We start from the raw sequence: 19156 nt of genomic DNA, 5'->3' as shown, positions 1-19156 counted from the left end.
GTGAGGGGCGGGCCGTCGACGACCGAGATCCGCCACAGGGGGTCGATCATCGCGGAGCCGCGTTCCACCACGAGGTGACGCTGCGCGTGATGAGGGGCGGCCCGGCGGTCGGTCTCCTCCCAGTCGCCGCTGAGCATCGGGAACAGCAGCAGGCGGAAGCCCAGCACCCCGGCCGCCGCCACCCCGCACAGGAAGGCCGCCGTCACCCGTATCGCGTTCCGGCGGACCGCCAGCCAGGCGCCCGTGCCCAGCAGCAGGGAGGCCAGCAGGGCCCACGGCCAGCGGTACTCGAACGCGGAGACCAGGACCAGGAGCCGGGTCGAGTCGGCCGCCCGGGAACCGAGCGGGTGCGCCACCACCGCCAGCAGGCCCGCCGCCAGGAGCAGCCGACCGAGGCGCCGAGCTCCCCGGCTCGTACGGGTGTTCGTCGTCATCGTCACCCGGGCATCCTGCCAGTCCCGGCCACCCCCGGGATCACCCCGTCGCCGTCAGGCGGAAGGCGTCCAGGGCCAGTGTCATCTCCGTGAGGTCCCGCGGCCGCGACAGGGACCGCGACGTCAACTGCTCCAGGCGGCGCAGCCGGTTGAAGACCGTGTTGCGGTGGCAGTAGAGACGGCCCGCCGCACGGCCCGCCGAGCCCTCGCAGTCCAGCCACACGTCCAGCGTCTCCAGGAGCACCGCCCGGTCGGCCGGGTCCAGCTCCAGAAGCCCGCCGAGGACGTCGTGGACGAGCAGCCCCGCCATCTCGGGCTGGCTCACCACCAGCGCGCCCGGCATCCGCCGGTCGAGGCGGACGATCTCCTGCGACTCCGGCGGACACGTCCGCAGCGCCAGTTCCGCGAGCCGCCGCGCCCGCCCCAGCTCCGCGAGCCCCGTCACCACCGGGCTGATCCCGCCCGGGCCCGGGCAGCGGCCCTGCAGCAGATCCGACAGCGCGTCCAGGTCCGTGCCGTCGGCGAGCGCGACCACGCCGATCTCGCAGTGCGCCCGCATCCGCCACAGGAACCGCACCCCCGCCCCCCGCACCCGCCGGTGGAACGGCTCCGGCACCTCCCGCCGGTCCTGGCGCAGCACCACCACCGCGTACCGGCCGTGCTCCGGCAGGTCGAGGCCCGCCGCGGCCCGCGCCACCACCTCCGCGGCCTGCGGGCGGTCGCCGAGCAGCTCGTCGAGGAGCGCCGCCAACTGCTCGTCCGTCCGACGCCGCAGCTCCAGCTCCGTCGCCCGGTACGCCTCCGAGGCCGTGTCCGCCTGCGTGTCCACCGCCTGCCACACCATCGTGGCCGCCTGCATCAGCGCCGTCAGCTCCCCGGGCCGCGCCGCCGCGCCCTCGATCAGCGCGTCCCACACCAGGTGGCCGGCGTGCCGGTACGCGTGCACGACGAGCTCCAGCGGCATGCCCTGCTCCGCCCGCCGCCGGCCCATCTCGTCCGCGTGCTCCAGATCCCGCCGGGGCGAGTCGCGGGGCGCCGAGATCATCTCGATCCCGATCCGCATCGCCTCGTGCGCCTCCTGCCAGTGCTGGTCGTACGGCACGATCCGGCCGTACGCCGGCTCGTACTCGTGCAGCTCCCTCAGATGCTCGTCCACCAGCTCCGGCAACCGTTCCAGGAGCGCCGTGCACGCCTGTGCCAGCAGCTTCCAGTCATCGCCGGTCCGCGGTCTGCGCCGTCCCATGCCGGGAGGATGCCATCCCTCCGCCGCTTCCCACAGGCCCCTGACACGCACCGTTGTGCGCGTGCACAACCCGCCGCCGGGCCCGCTGGTCAACGGCAGCGTTTCGGCCGCCGGACGTGGACGGGCGACCCGGCCCGGTGCTGGGGTGAGCGCCACGCATCACGGAAGGGGAACCATGGGAGGTACCGCACTCGCCCTGGAGGTCGCGGACCTGACGGCGGGATACGGGCCGGTACGCGCCTTGCGCGAGGTGTCGATCGAGGTGCCCGAGGGCGCGGTCGTCACCGTCCTCGGCGGCAACGGCGCCGGCAAGTCCACCCTGCTGCGGGCGATCTCGCGCACACTGCCGTTCCACGGCGGCGCCGTCACGGCCGGCACGGTCCGCTTCGGCGGCCGTCCGCTCGACGGCCTCGCGACGGACCGGGTGGTGGCCGCCGGGGTGTCCCAGGTCCCCGAGGGACGTCAGGTCTTCGCCCGGATGACCGTGGAGGACAACCTGCGCGCCGGGGCCCTCGGCGCCCGCGGCGACCGCGCCGCGAAGGCGGCGGCCCTGAAGCGGGTCCACGAGCTGTTCCCGGTCCTGGCCGAGCGCGCCCGGCAGCAGGCGGGCCTGCTCTCCGGCGGTGAGCAGCAGATGCTGGCCGTCGGCCGGGCCCTGATGGCCTCGCCGCGGCTGCTCCTGCTCGACGAGCCCTCGCTCGGCCTCGCCCCGCTGATGGCCGCCCGGATCGCCGACACCGTCCGGGAGATCAACGCGCAGGGCACGGCGGTGCTGCTCGTCGAGCAGAACGCGGCGCTCGCCCTGCGCCTCGCCTCCCGGGCGTACGTCCTGGAGGTCGGCCGGGTCACCCTCTCCGGGCCCGCCGCGGAGCTCGCCGCCTCGGACGAGATCCGGCGCCGCTACCTGGGCGTCGTCGACGAGGACGAGTCCGCCGGGAGCCCGGACCCGGACGGGCACGCGGCCGGTCCCGTCCGCCGCCCGGTGCTCGCCCGCTGGGAGGAGACCCGATGAGCCCCACCCCGCCCCCGCCCTCCGGCCGGGACCCGAAGCCCGCCCCCACCGTCCCCGCCGAGGCCCCCGGCGGGAACCCCGGCGCCGCCCCGGCCCCCGGAGCCGTCCCCGCCCCGGCCCCCGCACCCGTCCCCGCCCAGGCCCCCGGCAGGGACCCCGGCCACGGTGCCTCCTCCGGCGTCCCCGCCCTCTCCGTCCGGGACGTCACCGTCCGCTTCGCCGGGCTCACCGCCCTCGACGGCGTCTCCTTCACCGTGCGGCCCGGGACCGTGCACGCCGTCATCGGGCCCAACGGCGCCGGCAAGTCCACCTGCTTCAACGTGCTCTCCGGCGTCTACCGGGCCACCTCCGGCTCCGTACGCTTCGGCGAGCAGGAGCTGACCGGACTGCCCCCGCACCGGATCGCCGACCTCGGCGTCGCCCGGATCTTCCAGAACCTGGCCCTGCCGCCCCGCGCCACCGTCGAGGACAGCCTGATGCTCGGCCGGCACCGGCTCACCCGGACCGGCTTCCTCGCCGCCGGGCTCCGGCTGCCGTCCGCCGCCCGCGAGGAGGCCCGGCACCGGGCCAGGGTGCGGGAGATCGCCGCCTTCGTCGGCCTGGAGGAGGACCTGGCCCGACCGGCCGGCTCCCTCCCGTACGGCCGGCAGAAGCTCGCCGAACTCGCCCGCGCCCTCTGCATGGAGCCCAAGCTGCTGCTCCTCGACGAGCCCGTCGCCGGGATGACCGCCGACGAACGGCGCCGCACCGCCGCCGTCATCGCCGGCGTCCGCGACAGCCTCGGCATCTCCATCGTCCTCGTCGAACACGACATGGGCGTGGTGATGCGGCTCGCCGACGCCGTCACCGTCCTCGACTTCGGCCGCCGCATCGCCGACGGCACCCCCGCCGACGTGCAGAACGACCCGGCCGTCGTCCGCGCCTATCTCGGAGAGGAGGACGCCGAGTGAGCACCTTCGCCGAACTCCTCGTCAACGGCGTCTCACTGGGCTCGATCTACGCCCTCATCGCCCTCGGGTTCGTGGTCATCTTCCGGGCCACGGAGGTCGTCAACTTCGCCCACGCCTCGCTGCTGCTCGCCGGCGGCTATCTCACCGCCGTCCTCCACGACGACCTCGGCTTCTGGCCCGCGCTCGCCGTCGGCGTCGCCGGCGCGGCCCTGGTCGGCGCGGCCGTCGAGTTCCTGGTGATGCGCCGCTACCGGGGCGCCGACCACAGCGTCCTCGCCATCGTCACCATCGGCGTCGACATCCTGCTCGCCACCGAGCTGACCCGCAGGATCGGCACCGAGATCCTCTCGCAGGGCGACCCGTGGGGCGACGCCGTCGTCACGATCGGCCCGGTCACGATCGCCGAGACCCGGATCGCCGCCTTCCTCGCCGCCGCCCTGCTCATCACCGCCTTCCTGCTGGCCTTCCGCTACACCTCCTGGGGCGTGGCCATGCGGGCCGCCGCCGAGAACCGGGAGACGGCCGCCCTGATGGGCATCCGGCTCGGCCGGGTCTCGCTCGGCGCCTGGGCGGTCGCCGGCGCGCTCGCCGCCGTCGCCGCGCTCTTCCTCACCGTCTTCCCCACCCCCGGCCTGGAGCGCTCCACCTCCCTGGCCGCGCTCAAGGCATTCCCCGCGGCCATCCTCGGCGGCCTCGACTCCACCATCGGCGCCCTCGTCGGCGGCCTGCTCGTCGGCGTCACCGAGTCCCTGGCCACCGGCTACCAGGGCGACCTGACCTTCCTGGGCCGCGGCATCGGCGACCTCGCCCCGTACCTCGTCATGGTGGCGGTGCTGCTCGTCCGGCCCGCCGGTCTCTTCGGTACGAAGGAGCTGGCCCGTGTCTGAGACGCTCACCGCCCGCCGTACGGCCGCGCTCGCCCGACCCCGGCTCTGGGTCCGGGCCGCCGCCGGGGCCGTCCTGCTCGCCCTGCCCTTCTACCTGGACCGCTTCTGGCTGCAGGCCGGGCTCTTCGCCATCGCCGCCGCGATCGGCGCCATCGGCATCAACCTGCTCACCGGCGCCACCGGCCAGCTCTCCATGGGCCACGCCTTCTTCCTCGCCGTCGGCGCGTACGGCTACTGCGCCTTCGCCGGCGACGGCTCCGACGGGCTGACCGGCCTCGGACTGCCCGGGTGGCTCGCCGCCGTCCTCGCCGTCGCCCTCGCGGGCCTCGCCGGCGGGGTGTTCTCGCCGATCGCGGGCCGGCTGCGCGGCGCGTACCTCGGTATCGCCACCCTCGCGCTGATCTTCATCGGCCAGCACGTGCTGTTCAACGCGCACGACCTGACCGGCGGCTACAACGGGCGGGCCGTCCCGCCGCTGAGCCTGTTCGGGCTCACCTTCGACGACAGCGAGCTGCTGGTCGCCCAGGTGCCGTTCGGCTCCGCCGAGAAGCTCTGGTACCTGGGCCTCGCGCTGCTCCTCGCCGGCGCCCTCTTCGCCCGGGGCGTCCTCCGGGGCCGGCCCGGGCGGGCCATGAACGCCATCAGGGACCACCGGATCGCCGCCGGGGTGATGGGCATCCCGGTGGCCCGCTACCGCGCCGCCGTGTTCGTCCTGTCGTCCATGTACGCGGGCCTGGCGGGCGTGGTCCTGGCGCTGGTCTTCCAGCGCACCGTGCCGGAGTACTTCGGCATGATGCTCTCCCTCGAATACCTGGCCATGATCGTCATCGGCGGTCTCGGTTCGGTCGCCGGTGCGGTCGTCGGAGGCGTCTTCGTCTCCCTGCTGCCGCAGGTCCTCAACCGGTACAGCGACGTCCTTCCCCTGGTCTCCGCCCCCGGGACGGGCGGGATCGCACCGGGGGAGGCCGCCCGCTACCTCTATGGCGCCGCCGTCGTCGCGGTGGTGCTCTTCCTGCCCGGTGGCCTGGTCCGGCCGGCCGCCCGGCGCACCCGGTCCACCTCTGGAGGGGAACGATGAACCACCGACGACAGGCCGTGCGGGGCCTGGCCGCCGCACTCGCGACACTCGTCGCGCTGACCGCGGCCGGCTGCAGCTCCAAGGCCAAGGGCGGCGACGGCGAGGGCACCGGCGCGGGCGGCGTGAAGGCCGGCGAGGGCGTCACCGACAAGGTGATCACCCTCGGCGCGCTCACCGACATGACGGGTGTGTACGCGACCCTCGGCAAGAGCGTCACCCAGGCCCAGCAGCTTTACGTGAAGCAGGTCAACGCCGCCGGCGGGATCTGCGGCCGGCGACTGGAGCTCACGGTCCGCGACCACGGCTACGACCCGCAGAAGGCGCTCGCCGCCTACACGGAGCTGGAGCCGAAGGTCGTCGGCTACGCGCAGTTCATCGGCTCGCCCTTCGTCGCCGCCGTCAAGCAGCGCGTCGACGGCCAGGACAAGGGCCTGGTCCTGCCCCAGGCGTGGTCGGCGTCCCTGCTCGGCTCCCCGTACATCCGCGTCCTCGGATCCACGTACGACGTGGAGACCATCAACGCGGTCGACTTCCTGGTGAAGGAGAAGGGCCTGAAGTCGGGGGACAGGATCGGGCACGTCTACTTCGAGGGCGACTACGGCGAGAACGCGCTGGCCGGAGCGAAGCACGCGGCCGGGAAGGCGGGCCTCGACGTCGTCGAGCAGAAGATCAAGCCCACCGACAACGACATGTCGGCGCAGGTCGCGGCCTTGAAGCAGGCCGGGGTGAAGGCCGTCGTGCTCAGCGCGGGACCGCGCCAGGCGGCCTCGCTCGTCGGCGTCGCGGCCGCCACGGGCCTGAAGGTGCCGGTCATCGGGAACAACTCGGCGTTCTCGCCGCAGCTCCTCGGCACCCAGGCCGGGCCGGCCCTGCAGAAGATGTACTGGGTCGCCTCCCCGAGCCTTCCGATCGGCGCGGACACCCCGGCCGCGAAGAAGCTGGCCGCCGACTACAAGGCCGCCTATCCGGGTGACAGCCTCGACAACGGCATCGTGGCGGGCTGGACCGCGGCGAGCGTCTTCGGGGAGGCCCTGAAGAAGGCGTGCGCCGACAAGGACCTGACCCGCGAGGGCGTCGGCAAGGCGCTGCTGACGATGACGGCGTACGACGCGGGCTTCGGCATGACGCACGACTTCGGCGGCCCGAAGGCGCCCTCGTCGCGGGAGTCGGTCATCCTCCAGCCGGACGCGTCGGTGCCGGGCGGCATGCGGACGGTCCGCGAGCCCTTCACGGCGGAGGCGGCGAAGACCTACACGCACTGACGTCACTCCCCGGAAACAACGGAATGTGAAGCTCGGGCCATGAACGATCTCTTCACGGTCCGTCCCGCCGCCCCCGGCGATCCCCGCGTCCCGGCCCTCCTGGCCGCCTACCACCTCGGCACCGAGGCCGAGAAGGGGCAGCCCGTCGACACCGTCGACGGGCTGCCGGCCGTCTACCGCGCCGAGGTGCGGGACCCGCGGGCCGCCTTCGCCGACGCCACCGTGCTCCTGGCCGAGGGGCCCGGCGACGCCGCGGCCGGACTGGTGGTGCTCACCGGCGGCGGCGAGATCAAACGGCTCTGGGTGGAGCCCGGCGCCCGGGGGAGGGGCGTGGCCCGGGCCCTGACGGCCGAGGCGCTGCGCCGGGCCGAGGCGGCCGGCGCCCGCTCCGTACGCCTCTCCGTCTGGCCCTGGCGGGAGCGCGCGATCGCCCTGTACCGGCGGCTCGGCTTCGAGACGGCCCGCCCCTGGGACGACCGGCCCGGCCTGCTGTGCCTGGAGAAGCCCCTGGACCGCGTCCTGCGGCTCTCCCCGGACGACATTCGCGCCCGGGCCGCCGACGGCCTCGCCGCGCTCCTGTGCGACGCCGTGGACGGCGGCGCCTCCATCGGCTTCCTGGCGCCCCTGGAAGCGGCCGAGGCGGCCGCCTGGTGGCGTACGGCCGCCGAGGACGCCGAACGGGGCGTACGGGAGGTCTGGGCGGCGTACGGGCCCGGGGACGAGGTCCTGGGCGCCGTCACCCTCGTCCGCGACGGCAAGGCCAACGGGCGCCACCGCGGTGAGATCGCCCGCCTGGTGGTGCACCGCTCCGCCCGGGGCCGCGGCCTCGGCGCCCGGCTCCTCGCCACCGCCGAGGCGCACGCGGCGGCACAGGGCCTCACCCTGCTCGTCCTGGACACCGAGACCGACAGCCCGGCCGAGCGGCTCTACCGCGCCGCCGGGTGGACGCCCGCGGGCACCGTCCCGGACTTCGCCGCCGCCCCGGACGGCACCCTGCGCCCCACCACGCTGTACTACAAGCTCTTCGCCCCCTAGAGGGTGCCCGGCGCACGGGAAGGGCCCCGGACGCGATCCGCGTCCGGGGCCCTTCCCGTATGTCTCCCGTGTCCCGCCGCTACGGCAACTGCGCCGCCTGCGCCTGCCGCGCCTCGCGGCTCTCGCGCCGGTTGTCGCGGAAGGTGTTCACACGCCGGGCCGTCGCGAAGAGGGGGATCACGGCGCCCAGCACCACCTGAAGCGCGCAGCCGGTCTGGAGCAGGAGCTGACCTCCCGGGGCGTCGAACGCCCAGGCCGCCAGCATGGCCATCGCTCCGACGATCCAGCTCAGCATCGCCACCGCGAGGACACCCCGCGGCTTGGGGTACTCCACCCGGCTCACCATCAGCCACGCCGTGCCGATGATCGCCAGCAGGGTCGGGATGAACGGCAGCTCCAGGAGGACGATCGAGACGACCGTCAGCGCGCCGAAGGGGCTCGGCATGCCCTGGAACATGCCGTCCTTCATCGTCACGCAGGAGAACCGCGCGAGCCTGAGCACCACCGCGAGCAGCACCACGATCGCGGCCACGGCCGAGACCTTCTGGTGGGCGTCGTCCGCGACCATGCCGTACACGAGCACGAAGTACGCCGGCGCCAGACCGAAGCTGATCAGGTCCGACAGGTTGTCGAGCTCGGCGCCCATCGGGGAGCTGCGGAGCTTGCGCGCGACGATGCCGTCGAACAGGTCGAAGATCGCCGCGCCCAGCATGAGGATCACGGCGGTCGCGGCGGAGTGCCGCGCCATGCCGGTCTCCACACCGCTGCCGGTGAGGTGCGGGATGAGGATGCCGGTGGTGGTGAAGTACACCGCCATGAAGCCGCACGTGGCGTTGCCGAGCGTGAGGGCGTCCGCTATGGACAGCCTCATCGACAGCGGCATCTCCTCGGCGTCCTCGGCCGCCTCCGCCTCCCCGTCGGCGACCCAGTCGGCCGCCCGTGTGTCGGGATCAATCACGGTCAATGCGAGTCACCCCCGCGGTCGTGGGCTGTCCCACCTCGACAGCGACTTCGACACCTTCCGGGAGGTAGATGTCGACACGCGAGCCGAAGCGGATCAGACCGATACGGTCACCCTGCTCGACCTTCGTCCCCTGCGGGATGTACGGCACGATCCGCCGGGCCACGGCGCCCGCGATCTGGACCATCTCGATGTCACCGAGCTCGGTGTCGAAGTGCCAGACAACGCGCTCGTTGTTCTCGCTCTCCTTGTTGAACGCCGGCACGAAGCCGCCGGGGACGTGCTCCACGGACGTCACCGTGCCGGCCAGCGGCGCGCGGTTGACGTGGACGTTCAACGGGCTCATGAAGATGGCGACGCGGGTGCGTCCGTCCTTCCACGGCATGATGCTCTGCACCACACCGTCGGCGGGCGAGATGACCCGGCCCTGAGCGATCTCGCGCTCGGGGTCGCGGAAGAACCACAGCATGCCGGCCGCGAGAGCGGTGACCGGCACGGCGACGGCCGCGGCGCGCTTCGACTTGCGGGCGCGCGCGAGGCTGAGCGCCGCGGTGGCGACGGTCGGCAGAAGCCACGGCGATGCTCCGCGTGCGATGCGTGCGCCCTTGAGGCTGTCGCGGTGTGCAGAGGTTTGGCTGTGGGGCATGGATGACCTTCGTAGCGGATGATGCCGCACTGGCAACGGGGGACGGCGGCTTTCCGGCGATGCTATCGGTTGCGGGCCGCAACTGGGCAAGCCAGAAGCCGAGTCGGCGGCCGGAAGACGAACACAGGGTGTGATCTTCTTCGCGGCCGAACCGACCCAAATGCGACAATCAACCCTGGAATCGGTACTCCTCGAGCAGCCGACGACCAATGATCATTTTCTGGATCTCGGCGGTACCTTCGCCGATGAGCAGCATCGGCGCCTCGCGGTAGAGACGCTCGATCTCGTACTCCTTGGAGAAGCCGTAGCCGCCGTGGATACGGAAGGCGTCCTCGACGACCTCCTTGCAGTACTCGGAGGCGAGGTACTTCGCCATCCCGGCCTCGAGGTCGTTTCGCTCCCCGGAGTCCTTTTTGCGTGCTGCGTTCACCATCATGGCATGAGCGGCCTCGACCTTGGTAGCCATTTCGGCCAGTTTGAACTGGATCGCCTGGTGCTGGGCGATCGGCTTGCCGAAGGTGTGACGCTGCTGGGCGTACTGGACGCCCAGCTCGAAGGCACGCTGAGCGACGCCGCAGCCACGGGCCGCGACGTTCACGCGGCCGACCTCGACACCGTCCATCATTTGGTAAAAGCCTCGGCCGGTGACCCCGCCCAGGACCCGATTGGCCGGAATGCGCAGTCCGTCCATGATGAGCTCGGTCGTGTCGACGCCCTTGTAGCCCATCTTCTCGATCTTGCCGGGAATGGTGAGGCCCGGACGGACCTCCCCGAAACCGGGCTCCTTCTCGACGAGGAAGGTCGTCATCGACTTGTGCGGGGCGGTCCCCTCGGGGTGTCCTTCGTCACTTCGGACGAGAACGGCGACCAGCGTTGACGTACCGCCGTTCGTCAGCCACATCTTCTGACCGTTCAGGACGTACTCGTCGCCGTCCTTGACCGCCTTGGACGTGATCGCCGACACGTCCGAGCCGAGCCCCGGCTCCGACATCGAGAACGCGCCGCGCACCTCGCCGGCCGCCATCCGCGGAAGGAAGTGGTCCTTCTGCTCCTGGGTGCCGTGCTGCTTCAGCATGTACGCCACGATGAAGTGCGTGTTGATGATGCCCGACACCGACATCCAGCCGCGCGCGATCTCCTCCACGCACAGCGCGTAGGTGAGCAGCGACTCACCCAGACCCCCGTACTCCTCGGGGATCATCAGGCCGAAGACGCCGAGCTCCTTGAGCCCGTCCACGATCTGCTGGGGGTACTCGTCACGGTGCTCCAGCTCCGTGGCGACCGGGATGATCTCCTTGTCGACGAAGTCCCGGACGGTGGAGAGGATCTCCTGCTGGACGTCGGTCAGACCGTGCGTCTGGGCGAGTCGCGCCATGACTACTTCCCCTGCTCGTTGAGGACCGGGCGGCCGGGCTGCTCGCCGCCGCGCGCTTCGATGTACTCGGCCGTCGGGACCATGACCTTGCGGCGGAAGACGCACACCAGGGTGCCGTCCTGCTTGTAGCCCTTGGTCTCGACGTAGACGATGCCGCGGTCGCTCTTCGACTTCGACGGCGTCTTGTCGAGCACGGTCGTCTCGCCGTAGATGGTGTCGCCGTGGAAGGTCGGCGCCACGTGCCGCAGCGACTCGATCTCCAGGTTGGCGATCGCCTTGCCGGAGACGTCCGGCACGGACATGCCGAGCAGCAGCGAGTAGATGTAGTTGCCGACGACGACGTTCTTCTTGAAGTCCGTCGTGTTCTCCGCGTAATTCACGTCCATGTGAAGCGGGTGGTGGTTCATCGTCAGCAGACAGAAGAGATGGTCGTCGTACTCGGTGACCGTCTTTCCGGGCCAGTGCTTGTAGACGGCGCCGATCTCGAACTCTTCATAGGTGCGGCCGAACTGCATCGGACTCATGCCTCCGGGATCTCGAACTTGCTGGTGCGCTGCATACCGGCGGCACGGCCCTTGCCCGAGATGACCAGCGCCATCTTGCGGGAAGCCTCGTCGATCATCTCGTCGCCGAGCATGGCCGAGCCCTTCTTCCCGCCGGCCTCGGACGTGTAGTAGTCGTACGCGTCGAGGATCAGCTCCGCGTGGTCGAAGTCCTCCTGCGAGGGCGAGAAGATCTCGTTCGCCGCGGCGACCTGGTCCGGGTGCAGCACCCACTTGCCGTCGAAACCGAGGGCGGCGGCGCGCTGGGCCACCGCGCGGTAGCCCTCCTGGTTGCGGATCTGCAGGTAGGGGCCGTCGATCGCCTGGAGGTTGTTGGCCCGGGCGGCCATCAGGATGCTCATCAGGATGTGGTGGTACGCGTCCGCCGGGTAACCGGGCGGCTGCTCACCCACGACCAGCGACTTCATGTTGATGGAGGCCATGAAGTCGGCCGGGCCGAAGATGATCGTCTCCACGCGCTGCGACGCCTGGGCGATCGCGTTGACGTTGGTGAGGCCCTGGGCGTTCTCGATCTGCGCCTCGATGCCGATCTTGCCGACCTCGAAGCCCATGGTCTTCTCGATCTGGGTGAGCAGCAGGTCGAGCGCGACGATCTGCTCCGCGCTCTGCACCTTCGGCAGCATGATGCAGTCGAGGTTCTGGCCGGCGCCCTCGACGACCGTGACGACGTCACGGTACGTCCAGTGGGTCGTCCAGTCGTTGACCCGCACGACCCGGGTCTTGCCCGTCCAGTCGCCCTCGTTCAGGAACTTCACGATGGTGTGGCGGGCGTCCGGCTTGGCCAGCGGCGCGCAGGCGTCCTCCAGGTCGAGGAAGACCTGGTCCGCGGCGAGACCCTGGGCCTTCTCCAGGAAGCGCGGGTTGGAGCCGGGGACCGCCAGGCACGAGCGGCGGGGGCGCAGGCGGTTCACGGGGCTGGTCATGCGGGGACCTCCGTACTTTCGAGGGGGCTGAGCTTGTTGGCTTTGCGGATCTCGTCGACGATACGGCCGATGATCCCGGTGATGCCGAAGTCCTTCGGCGTGAAGACGGCGGCCACACCCGCCGCCCGCAGCTCCGCGGCGTCGGCGTTCGGGATGATCCCGCCGACGACGACCGGGATGTCGGCCGCGCCCGCCTCCTTCAGCCGGTCCAGGACGTCCGGCACGAGCTGGGCGTGGGAGCCCGACAGGATCGACAGACCGACCGCGTGCACGTCCTCCTCCAGGGCCGCGTCCACGATCTGCTCCGGCGTCAGCCGGATGCCCTGGTAGACCACCTCGAACCCGGCGTCACGGGCCCGTACGGCGATCTGCTCGGCACCGTTGGAGTGCCCGTCGAGGCCCGGCTTGCCGACCAGGAAGCGGAGCTTGCCCACCCCCATGTCCTGGGCCGTGCGGTCCACCTTGCGGCGCACCTCGGCCAGCGGGGAGCCCGCCTCGGCCGGCACGGCCACCGGGGCGGAGGAGACACCGGTCGGGGCGCGGAACTCGCCGAAGACCTCGCGCAGCGCCCCGGCCCACTCGCCGGTCGTCACGCCGGCGCGGGCGCACTCCAGGGTCGCCTCCATGAGGTTCCCGGTGCCCTTGGCGGCCTCCTTGAGGCGCTCCAGCGCCTTGCAGGGCCGCGGGTGGTTGAACGGCGGCTGGTAGCGGGTGTCGCGCCAGTCCCGGAGCGCGGCGACCACCCGTGCCTCGACGGCCGGGTCGACCGTCTGGATCGCGGTGTCCAGGTCCGCGGTCAGCGGGTTCGGCTCGGTCGTCTCGAAGATGTTCACGCCGACGATCTTCTCCTCGCCCGACTCGATGCGGGCGCGCCGTTCGGCGTGCGAGGAGACGAGCTGGGCCTTGAGGTAGCCGGACTCGACGGCGGCCATGGCGCCGCCCATCTCCTGGATCCGCTCGATCTCGGCCGTGCACTCGGCGACCAGGGCGTCCACCTTGGCCTCGATGACGTGCGAGCCGGCGAAGATGTCCTCGTACTCGAGCAGGTCCGACTCGTGGGCCAGGACCTGCTGGATGCGCAGCGACCACTGCTGGTCCCAGGGGCGCGGCAGACCGAGCGCCTCGTTCCAGGCGGGCAACTGCACGGCCCGGGCGCGGGCGTCCTTGGAGAGCGTGACGGCCAGCATCTCCAGGACGATCCGCTGGACGTTGTTCTCCGGCTGGGCCTCGGTCAGACCGAGCGAGTTGACCTGCACGCCGTAGCGGAAGCGGCGCTGCTTGGCGTCCTCGATGCCGTAGCGCTCGCGGGTGATCCGGTCCCAGATGCGGCCGAAGGCGCGCATCTTGCACATCTCCTCGATGAAGCGGACGCCGGCGTTCACGAAGAACGAGATCCGGGCGACGACCTCGCCGAACCGCTCCTCGGGGACCTGCCCCGAGTCGCGGACGGCGTCGAGGACGGCGATGGCCGTGGACATCGCGTACGCGATCTCCTGGACCGGAGTGGCCCCCGCCTCCTGCAGGTGGTAGCTGCAGATGTTGATCGGGTTCCACTTCGGCATGTGGTTCACCGTGTAGGCGATCATGTCCGTCGTGAGACGCAGGCTCGGCCCGGGCGGGAAGACGTGCGTCCCGCGCGACAGGTACTCCTTCACGATGTCGTTCTGGGTGGTGCCCTGGAGCTTGGAGATGTCCGCGCCCTGCTCCTCGGCGACCACCTGATAGAGCGCCAGCAGCCACATCGCGGTGGCGTTGATGGTCATCGAGGTGTTCATCTGCTCCAGGGGGATGTCCTGGAACAGCCGCCGCATGTCACCGAGGTGCGAGACGGGCACCCCGACCCGGCCGACCTCGCCGCGGGCGAGGATGTGGTCGGGGTCGTAGCCGGTCTGCGTGGGCAGGTCGAACGCGACCGAGAGGCCGGTCTGGCCCTTGGCGAGATTACGCCGGTAGAGCTCGTTCGACGCCTCGGCGGTCGAGTGGCCGGCGTACGTCCGCATGAGCCACGGCCGGTCCTTCTGACGCTCTGTCATCTGTGGTCCCGGGGTCAGATGTTACGGAAGCGGTTGATGGCGTCGATGTGCTTCGCGCGCAGCTCCGGGTTGCGGACGCCGAGGCCCTCCTCCGGGGCGAGGGCCAGCACGCCCACCTTGCCCTGGTGCAGGTTGCGGTGGACGTCGTACGCGGCCTGGCCGGTGTCATCCAGCGAGTACACCTTCGACAGCGTCGGGTGGATCTTGCCCTTGGCGATCAGGCGGTTGGCCTCCCACGCCTCGCGGTAGTTCGCGAAGTGCGAGCCGATGATCCGCTTCAGCGACATCCACAGGTAGCGGTTGTCGTACTGGTGCATGTAGCCCGAGGTCGAGGCGCAGGTGGTGATGGTGCCGCCCTTGCGGGTGACGTAGACGCTCGCGCCGAAGGTCTCCTTGCCGGGGTGCTCGAAGACGATGTCGATGTCCTCGCCGCCGGTCAGCTCCCGGATCTTGGAGCCGAAGCGCTTCCACTCGCGCGGGTCCTGGGTCTGCTCGTCCTTCCAGAACTTGTAGCCCTCGGCGTTGCGGTCGATGACCGCCTCCGCGCCCATGGAGCGGCAGATGTCGGCCTTCTCCGGGGACGAGACGACACAGATCGGGTTGGCACCGCCGGCCAGGGCGAACTGCGTGGCGTACGAGCCGAGGCCGCCGCTCGCGCCCCAGATCAGGACGTTGTCGCCCTGCTTCATGCCGGCGCCGTTGCGGGAGACGAGCTGGCGGTACGCGGTGGAGTTCACCAGGCCCGGCGCCGCCGCCTCCTCCCAGCTCAGGTGGTCGGGCTTCGGCATGAGCTGGTTCGACTTGACCAGGGCGATCTCGGCGAGGCCGCCGAAGTTGGTCTCGAAGCCCCAGATGCGCTGCTCGGGGTCGAGCATGGTGTCGTTGTGGCCGTCCGAGGACTCCAGCTCGACCGAGAGGCAGTGCGCGACGACCTCGTCGCCGGGCTTCCAGGCGTTGACGCCGGGGCCGGTGCGCAGGACGACGCCCGCGAGGTCGGAGCCGATGATGTGGTACGGCAGGTCGTGGCGCTTGGTGAGCTCGGAGAGACGGCCGTAGCGCTCCAGGAAGCCGAAGGTCGACACCGGCTCGAAGATCGAGGTCCAGACCGAGTTGTAGTTGACCGAGCTGGCCATGACGGCGACCAGGGCCTCGCCCGGCCCGAGCTCCGGCAGCGGCACCTCGTCGAGGTGCAGCGACTTGCGCGGGTCCTTGTCGCGGCTGGCCTGCCCGGCGAACATCTCCGCCTCGTCCTTGTGGACGGTGACGGCGCGGTACGACTCGGGGAGCTTGATGTTGGCGAAGTCGGCCGAGGTGGACTCGGGCGACTGGATCGCGTCCAGGATGTCCTTCACGGGATGCCTCCGGCGGTGCGGCGCCCACGGGGCGCGCTGAGGGTTACGTCGGGGTTGCTGCTGTGGAGGTGTGCCGTCGGTTCGGCGCGGTGGTGCTGTGGCGGCGCCGTTGTGCGGCGCGAGGTTGCCTGTGACGCAGGCGCCCGGGCGCACAAGCAGGATCGCTTGCGGGGACAGCCGGCGCGCGAGGAGTCCTCGGCGCGCCGGCCGCCCGGACACCCTCAACGTATGGCACGCCGTGTCACCTGACAAGGCACTGCGTGCCAACAATTTCACTCAGATGCAATCTGCCCGCCACAGATGAGCGATGATCGATCGATGAGTGGCCGTAAACCCGTCTGACCAGGGGCGATTCGGGCGGCGTGGCGGCGCACCGGCTCCTCGCGGAGGCGGGCTTGTCGGTGGGCCGGGGCTCCAGACGGGCGCCCCGGCGGGCCGCGGGCAGGGCAGGCGCCGGCGCCGGGCGGGCCAGGGCACGCGGTGCCATAGGGCCCACGGGCCCAGGGGCCCGCCCAGGGATCAGCGCTTGCGGAGGGCTTCCTCGATGGTGCGGACGACCTCGTTCAGGGGGGCGTCGGAGCGCATCACGGTCACCACGACGTCGGTCTCGGCGGAGACCGAGGCGACCGCCGCCGGCTCCTCCGCGGCGGCCGCGGCGGCCGTGCCGGGCTTGCGGCCGGCGCCTATGCCCGAGCCGAAGGTCTCCCGGACGATCGCGAAGGCGTGGTCGAGCTGGGCCTCCACGTCACCCTGCCCACCCGCCCGCAGCCAGCGGCGAAGGACGTGGTTGTGGGCCGTCACCACGGCCGAGGCGGCCACCTCGGCCAGCAGCGGGTCGTCGTTGCCGTCGTGGTGGTCGCGCTCGTCGAAGTGGCCGAGCAGATAGCGGGTGAAGAGGCGCTCGTAACGGGCCACCGAGGCGATCTCCCGCTCCCGCAGCGTCGGCACCTCGCGGGTGAGCCGGTACCGCTCGACGGAGACCGCGGGCGAACCCGCGTACATCTTCATGACTTCCTTGATGCCTCGGCACACCGTGTCGAGCGGATGCTCGTGCGCCGGCGCCGCGTTGAGGACCGCCTCGGCCCGCACGAGGGTGTCGTCGTGGTCCGGGAAGATCGCCTCTTCCTTGGAGCGGAAGTGCCGGAAGAAGGTCCGGCGCGCCACCCCCGCCGCCGCCGCGATCTCGTCGACCGTCGTCGCCTCGTACCCCTTCGTGGCGAAGAGTTCCATGGCCGCGGCGGCCAGCTCCCGGCGCATCTTCAGCCGCTGCGCGGCGGCACGGGTTCCCGCCGCGCTCTCCTGAGCGTCGGGCGTGGACGTGGCACGGGGTGTCTTCGCGGCCTTGGACATGTCCCGAACGTACTGCATCGGAGCGGGAGTGTGCCCAGGTGGGGGAGGGGAGCCCGGCCCGGCACCGACCGTGCCCGACCGGCTGAGCAGCCCTCCCCACCCCCCGTGAGACCTTCCGCGAGACCCCCCGTGCGGCCCGGGCCCGGCCTCAGCGGCGGGCATATTCGCGGAAGCCGCGCCCCGTCTTGCGGCCCAGGCAGCCCGCGGCCACCAGGTGCTCCAGGAGCGGCGCCGGCGCGAGACCCGGGTCGCGGAACTCGCGGTGCAGCACCTTCTCGATCGCGAGGGAGACGTCGAGCCCGACCACGTCGAGGAGCTCGAACGGCCCCATCGGGTAGCCGCCGCCCAGCTTCATGGCGGCGTCGATGTCGTCCAGGGAGGCGTAGTGCTCCTGGACCATCTTGATCGCGTTGTTGAGGTACGGGAAGAGAAGCGCGTTGACGATGAAGCCGGCCCGGTCGCCGCAGTCCACCGGGTGCTTCCGGATCTTCGCGGTGACCTCGCGGACGGTGGCGTGGACGTCGTCGGCGGTCAGCACCGTACGGACGATCTCCACCAGCTTCATGGCGGGCGCCGGGTTGAAGAAGTGCATCCCGATGACGTCCTGCGGGCGCGAGGTGGCCTTCGCGCAGGCGACCACCGGCAGCGAGGAGGTCGTGGTGGCGAGCACGGCTCCCGGCTTGCAGATCTTGTCGAGGCGGGCGAACAGGTCCTGCTTGATCTCCAGGTCCTCGGCGACCGCCTCGACGGCCAGGTCGACCTCGGCGAAGGAGTCGAGCGAACCGGCCGGGACGATCCGGGCCAGCGTCGCGTCGCGGGCCTCGCCGGTCATCCGGCCCTTGTCGACGGAACGGGCCAGCGACTTCGCGATCCGGGCCTTGGCGGTGTCGGCCTTCTCCTGCGAGCGCGCGGCGAGGACGACCTCGAAACCGGCCTTGGCGAAGACCTCGGCGATGCCGGACGCCATGGTGCCGGAGCCGGCGACGCCCACCGAGCGGACCTCCCGGCCCCCGGCGGTGACCGCCGCCTCCAGCGGGGTGAGCGCGTCGCGGACGACGACGGCCGAACCGGGGGCCTCGTAGGTGTAGAAGCCGCGGCCGGACTTGCGGCCGGTCAGGCCCGCCTCGCTGAGCTGCTTGAGGATCGGGGCCGGCGCGTGCAGCCGGTCGTGCGAGGCCGCGTACATCGCCTCCAGGACGGTACGGGCGGTGTCGATGCCGACCAGGTCGAGCAGCGCCAGCGGGCCCATCGGCAGCCCGCAGCCCAGTTGCATCGCGGCGTCGATGTCCTCGCGGGAGGCGTACTTGGCCTCGTACATGGCGGCGGCCTGGTTGAGGTAGCCGAAGAGCAGGCCGTCGGCGACGAAACCGGGCCGGTCGCCGACCGCGACCGTTTCCTTGCCGAGCTCCTGGGCCAGACGGGTGACGGCGTCGACCGCCTGCGGGGCGGTCAGCACCGAGGAGACCACCTCGACCAGCTTCATCGCCTGGACCGGCGCGAAGAAGTGCAGCCCGAGGACGCGCTCCGGATGCGCCGAGTCGGCGGCGAGCCGGGTGACGGAGAGGGCGTTGGTGCCGGTGGCGAGGATCGCGTCGGGCCGGACGATCCCGTCCAGGGCCCGGAAGACCTCCTGCTTCGTCTCGTACGACTCGGGCACGACCTCGATGACGAGGTCGGCCTCGGCCGCGGCCTGGAGGTCGGAGTAGGTGCGGAACCGGGCGAGGACGTCCTGCCGCTCCTCCTCCGTGATCCGCTCGCGGGCCACCGCGCGGGCGGTGGACGCCTCCAGGGCGGCGACGGCCCGGGCCGAGGCGCTCTCGCTGATGTCGATGCCGATGACCTCGCGGCCGGCCCGTGCGAGCACATCGGCGATACCCGTGCCCATGGTGCCGAGACCGACGACGGCGATGGTGGAGAGAGGGGTGTCCATCAGGGGACTCCTGGGAGGAAGAGTGACGACTGAAGGCAGACGGCGCTGCCGCGGCACGATGCCGCGGCGGTGCCCTCCTGCGTTGCCGCGGCGCAGCGCGCGGTGCGGTGCCGCTGCGAGGC

Annotated in this window: 16 protein-coding genes and 2 pseudogenes; 7 read left to right on the top strand and 11 right to left on the bottom strand. The window is 71.7% G+C overall.

The features are described from left to right. Positions 1-440 (bottom strand): hypothetical protein (locus ABZ135_RS07275; RefSeq protein WP_356692702.1); only part of this gene is annotated, 440 nt, incomplete at its 3' end. Positions 441-474: 34 nt separating this feature from the next. Continuing rightward, complete coding sequence (locus tag ABZ135_RS07270; RefSeq protein WP_356692700.1) at positions 475-1677, bottom strand: helix-turn-helix domain-containing protein; 1203 nt, start codon at positions 1675-1677, stop codon at positions 475-477. A 175-nt stretch (positions 1678-1852) separates the two neighbouring features. On the opposite strand from ABZ135_RS07270, the gene ABZ135_RS07265 reads away from it, so the two are divergent. The 7 genes and pseudogenes from ABZ135_RS07265 to ABZ135_RS07235 form a co-directional block, all read left to right on the top strand. Continuing rightward, the gene (locus tag ABZ135_RS07265; protein WP_356692698.1) at positions 1853-2689 is read left to right on the top strand and encodes an ABC transporter ATP-binding protein; all 837 of its coding nucleotides are present in this window, start codon (positions 1853-1855) and stop codon (positions 2687-2689) included. Beyond that, the gene (locus tag ABZ135_RS07260) at positions 2686-3639 is read left to right on the top strand and encodes an ABC transporter ATP-binding protein (protein WP_356692696.1); all 954 of its coding nucleotides are present in this window, start codon (positions 2686-2688) and stop codon (positions 3637-3639) included. The genes ABZ135_RS07265 and ABZ135_RS07260 overlap by 4 nt, the downstream gene beginning before the upstream one ends. Then, the gene (locus ABZ135_RS07255) at positions 3636-4526 is read left to right on the top strand and encodes a branched-chain amino acid ABC transporter permease (RefSeq protein ID WP_356692694.1); all 891 of its coding nucleotides are present in this window, start codon (positions 3636-3638) and stop codon (positions 4524-4526) included. Before ABZ135_RS07260 ends, ABZ135_RS07255 begins: the two co-directional genes overlap by 4 nt. Beyond that, on the top strand, positions 4519-5604 hold the full coding sequence (locus ABZ135_RS07250; RefSeq protein WP_356692692.1) for a branched-chain amino acid ABC transporter permease: 1086 nt from the start codon (positions 4519-4521) through the stop codon (positions 5602-5604). Before ABZ135_RS07255 ends, ABZ135_RS07250 begins: the two co-directional genes overlap by 8 nt. Continuing rightward, positions 5601-6866, top strand: coding sequence for an ABC transporter substrate-binding protein (locus ABZ135_RS07245; protein WP_356692690.1), 1266 nt, complete (start codon positions 5601-5603; stop codon positions 6864-6866). The genes ABZ135_RS07250 and ABZ135_RS07245 overlap by 4 nt, the downstream gene beginning before the upstream one ends. A 39-nt stretch (positions 6867-6905) precedes the next feature. Then, positions 6906-7325, top strand: a pseudogene (locus ABZ135_RS07240) (GNAT family N-acetyltransferase); the annotation flags it as partial. Between the two features lie 60 nt (positions 7326-7385). Beyond that, positions 7386-7886: pseudogene (locus ABZ135_RS07235) on the top strand (GNAT family N-acetyltransferase); the annotation flags it as partial. A 94-nt stretch (positions 7887-7980) separates the two neighbouring features. On the opposite strand, the gene pssA reads toward ABZ135_RS07235, so the two are convergent. From pssA to ABZ135_RS07190, 9 genes are all read right to left on the bottom strand, one after another. Continuing rightward, positions 7981-8859 (bottom strand): CDP-diacylglycerol--serine O-phosphatidyltransferase, encoded by an 879-nt coding sequence (gene pssA, locus ABZ135_RS07230; RefSeq protein WP_356692724.1) that lies wholly within the window; start codon positions 8857-8859, stop codon positions 7981-7983. Then, on the bottom strand, positions 8852-9508 hold the full coding sequence (locus tag ABZ135_RS07225; RefSeq protein ID WP_356692688.1) for a phosphatidylserine decarboxylase: 657 nt from the start codon (positions 9506-9508) through the stop codon (positions 8852-8854). The genes pssA and ABZ135_RS07225 overlap by 8 nt, the downstream gene beginning before the upstream one ends. Before the next feature lie 169 nt (positions 9509-9677). Next, entirely contained in the window at positions 9678-10883 is a 1206-nt protein-coding gene (locus tag ABZ135_RS07220; protein WP_356692686.1) for an acyl-CoA dehydrogenase family protein, read from the bottom strand. Positions 10884-10885: 2 nt separating this feature from the next. Beyond that, positions 10886-11398: a MaoC family dehydratase gene (locus ABZ135_RS07215; RefSeq protein ID WP_345484522.1), complete on the bottom strand. Its 513-nt coding sequence runs from the start codon at positions 11396-11398 to the stop codon at positions 10886-10888. A 5-nt stretch (positions 11399-11403) separates the two neighbouring features. Beyond that, on the bottom strand, positions 11404-12369 hold the full coding sequence (locus ABZ135_RS07210; RefSeq protein ID WP_356692684.1) for a CoA ester lyase: 966 nt from the start codon (positions 12367-12369) through the stop codon (positions 11404-11406). Further along, complete coding sequence (locus tag ABZ135_RS07205) at positions 12366-14402, bottom strand: protein meaA (protein WP_356692682.1); 2037 nt, start codon at positions 14400-14402, stop codon at positions 12366-12368. The genes ABZ135_RS07210 and ABZ135_RS07205 overlap by 4 nt, the downstream gene beginning before the upstream one ends. Before the next feature lie 14 nt (positions 14403-14416). Next, positions 14417-15754, bottom strand: a complete 1338-nt coding sequence (ccrA, locus tag ABZ135_RS07200; protein WP_356692680.1) for a crotonyl-CoA carboxylase/reductase — start codon at positions 15752-15754, stop codon at positions 14417-14419. Between the two features lie 519 nt (positions 15755-16273). Further along, positions 16274-17122, bottom strand: a complete 849-nt coding sequence (locus ABZ135_RS07195; RefSeq protein ID WP_356692679.1) for a TetR family transcriptional regulator — start codon at positions 17120-17122, stop codon at positions 16274-16276. Positions 17123-17252: 130 nt separating this feature from the next. Beyond that, the gene (locus tag ABZ135_RS07190) at positions 17253-19034 is read right to left on the bottom strand and encodes a 3-hydroxybutyryl-CoA dehydrogenase (RefSeq protein ID WP_356692677.1); all 1782 of its coding nucleotides are present in this window, start codon (positions 19032-19034) and stop codon (positions 17253-17255) included. Positions 19035-19156: the final 122 nt, after the last annotated feature.

Origin of the sequence: Streptomyces sp. NPDC006339 (assembly GCF_040612775.1) — a bacterium.
Taxonomy (GTDB): Bacteria; Actinomycetota; Actinomycetes; order Streptomycetales; family Streptomycetaceae; genus Streptomyces.
The sequence above is the reverse complement of the archived record's forward strand: the minus strand, read 5'-3'. Positions and strand labels throughout refer to the sequence as shown.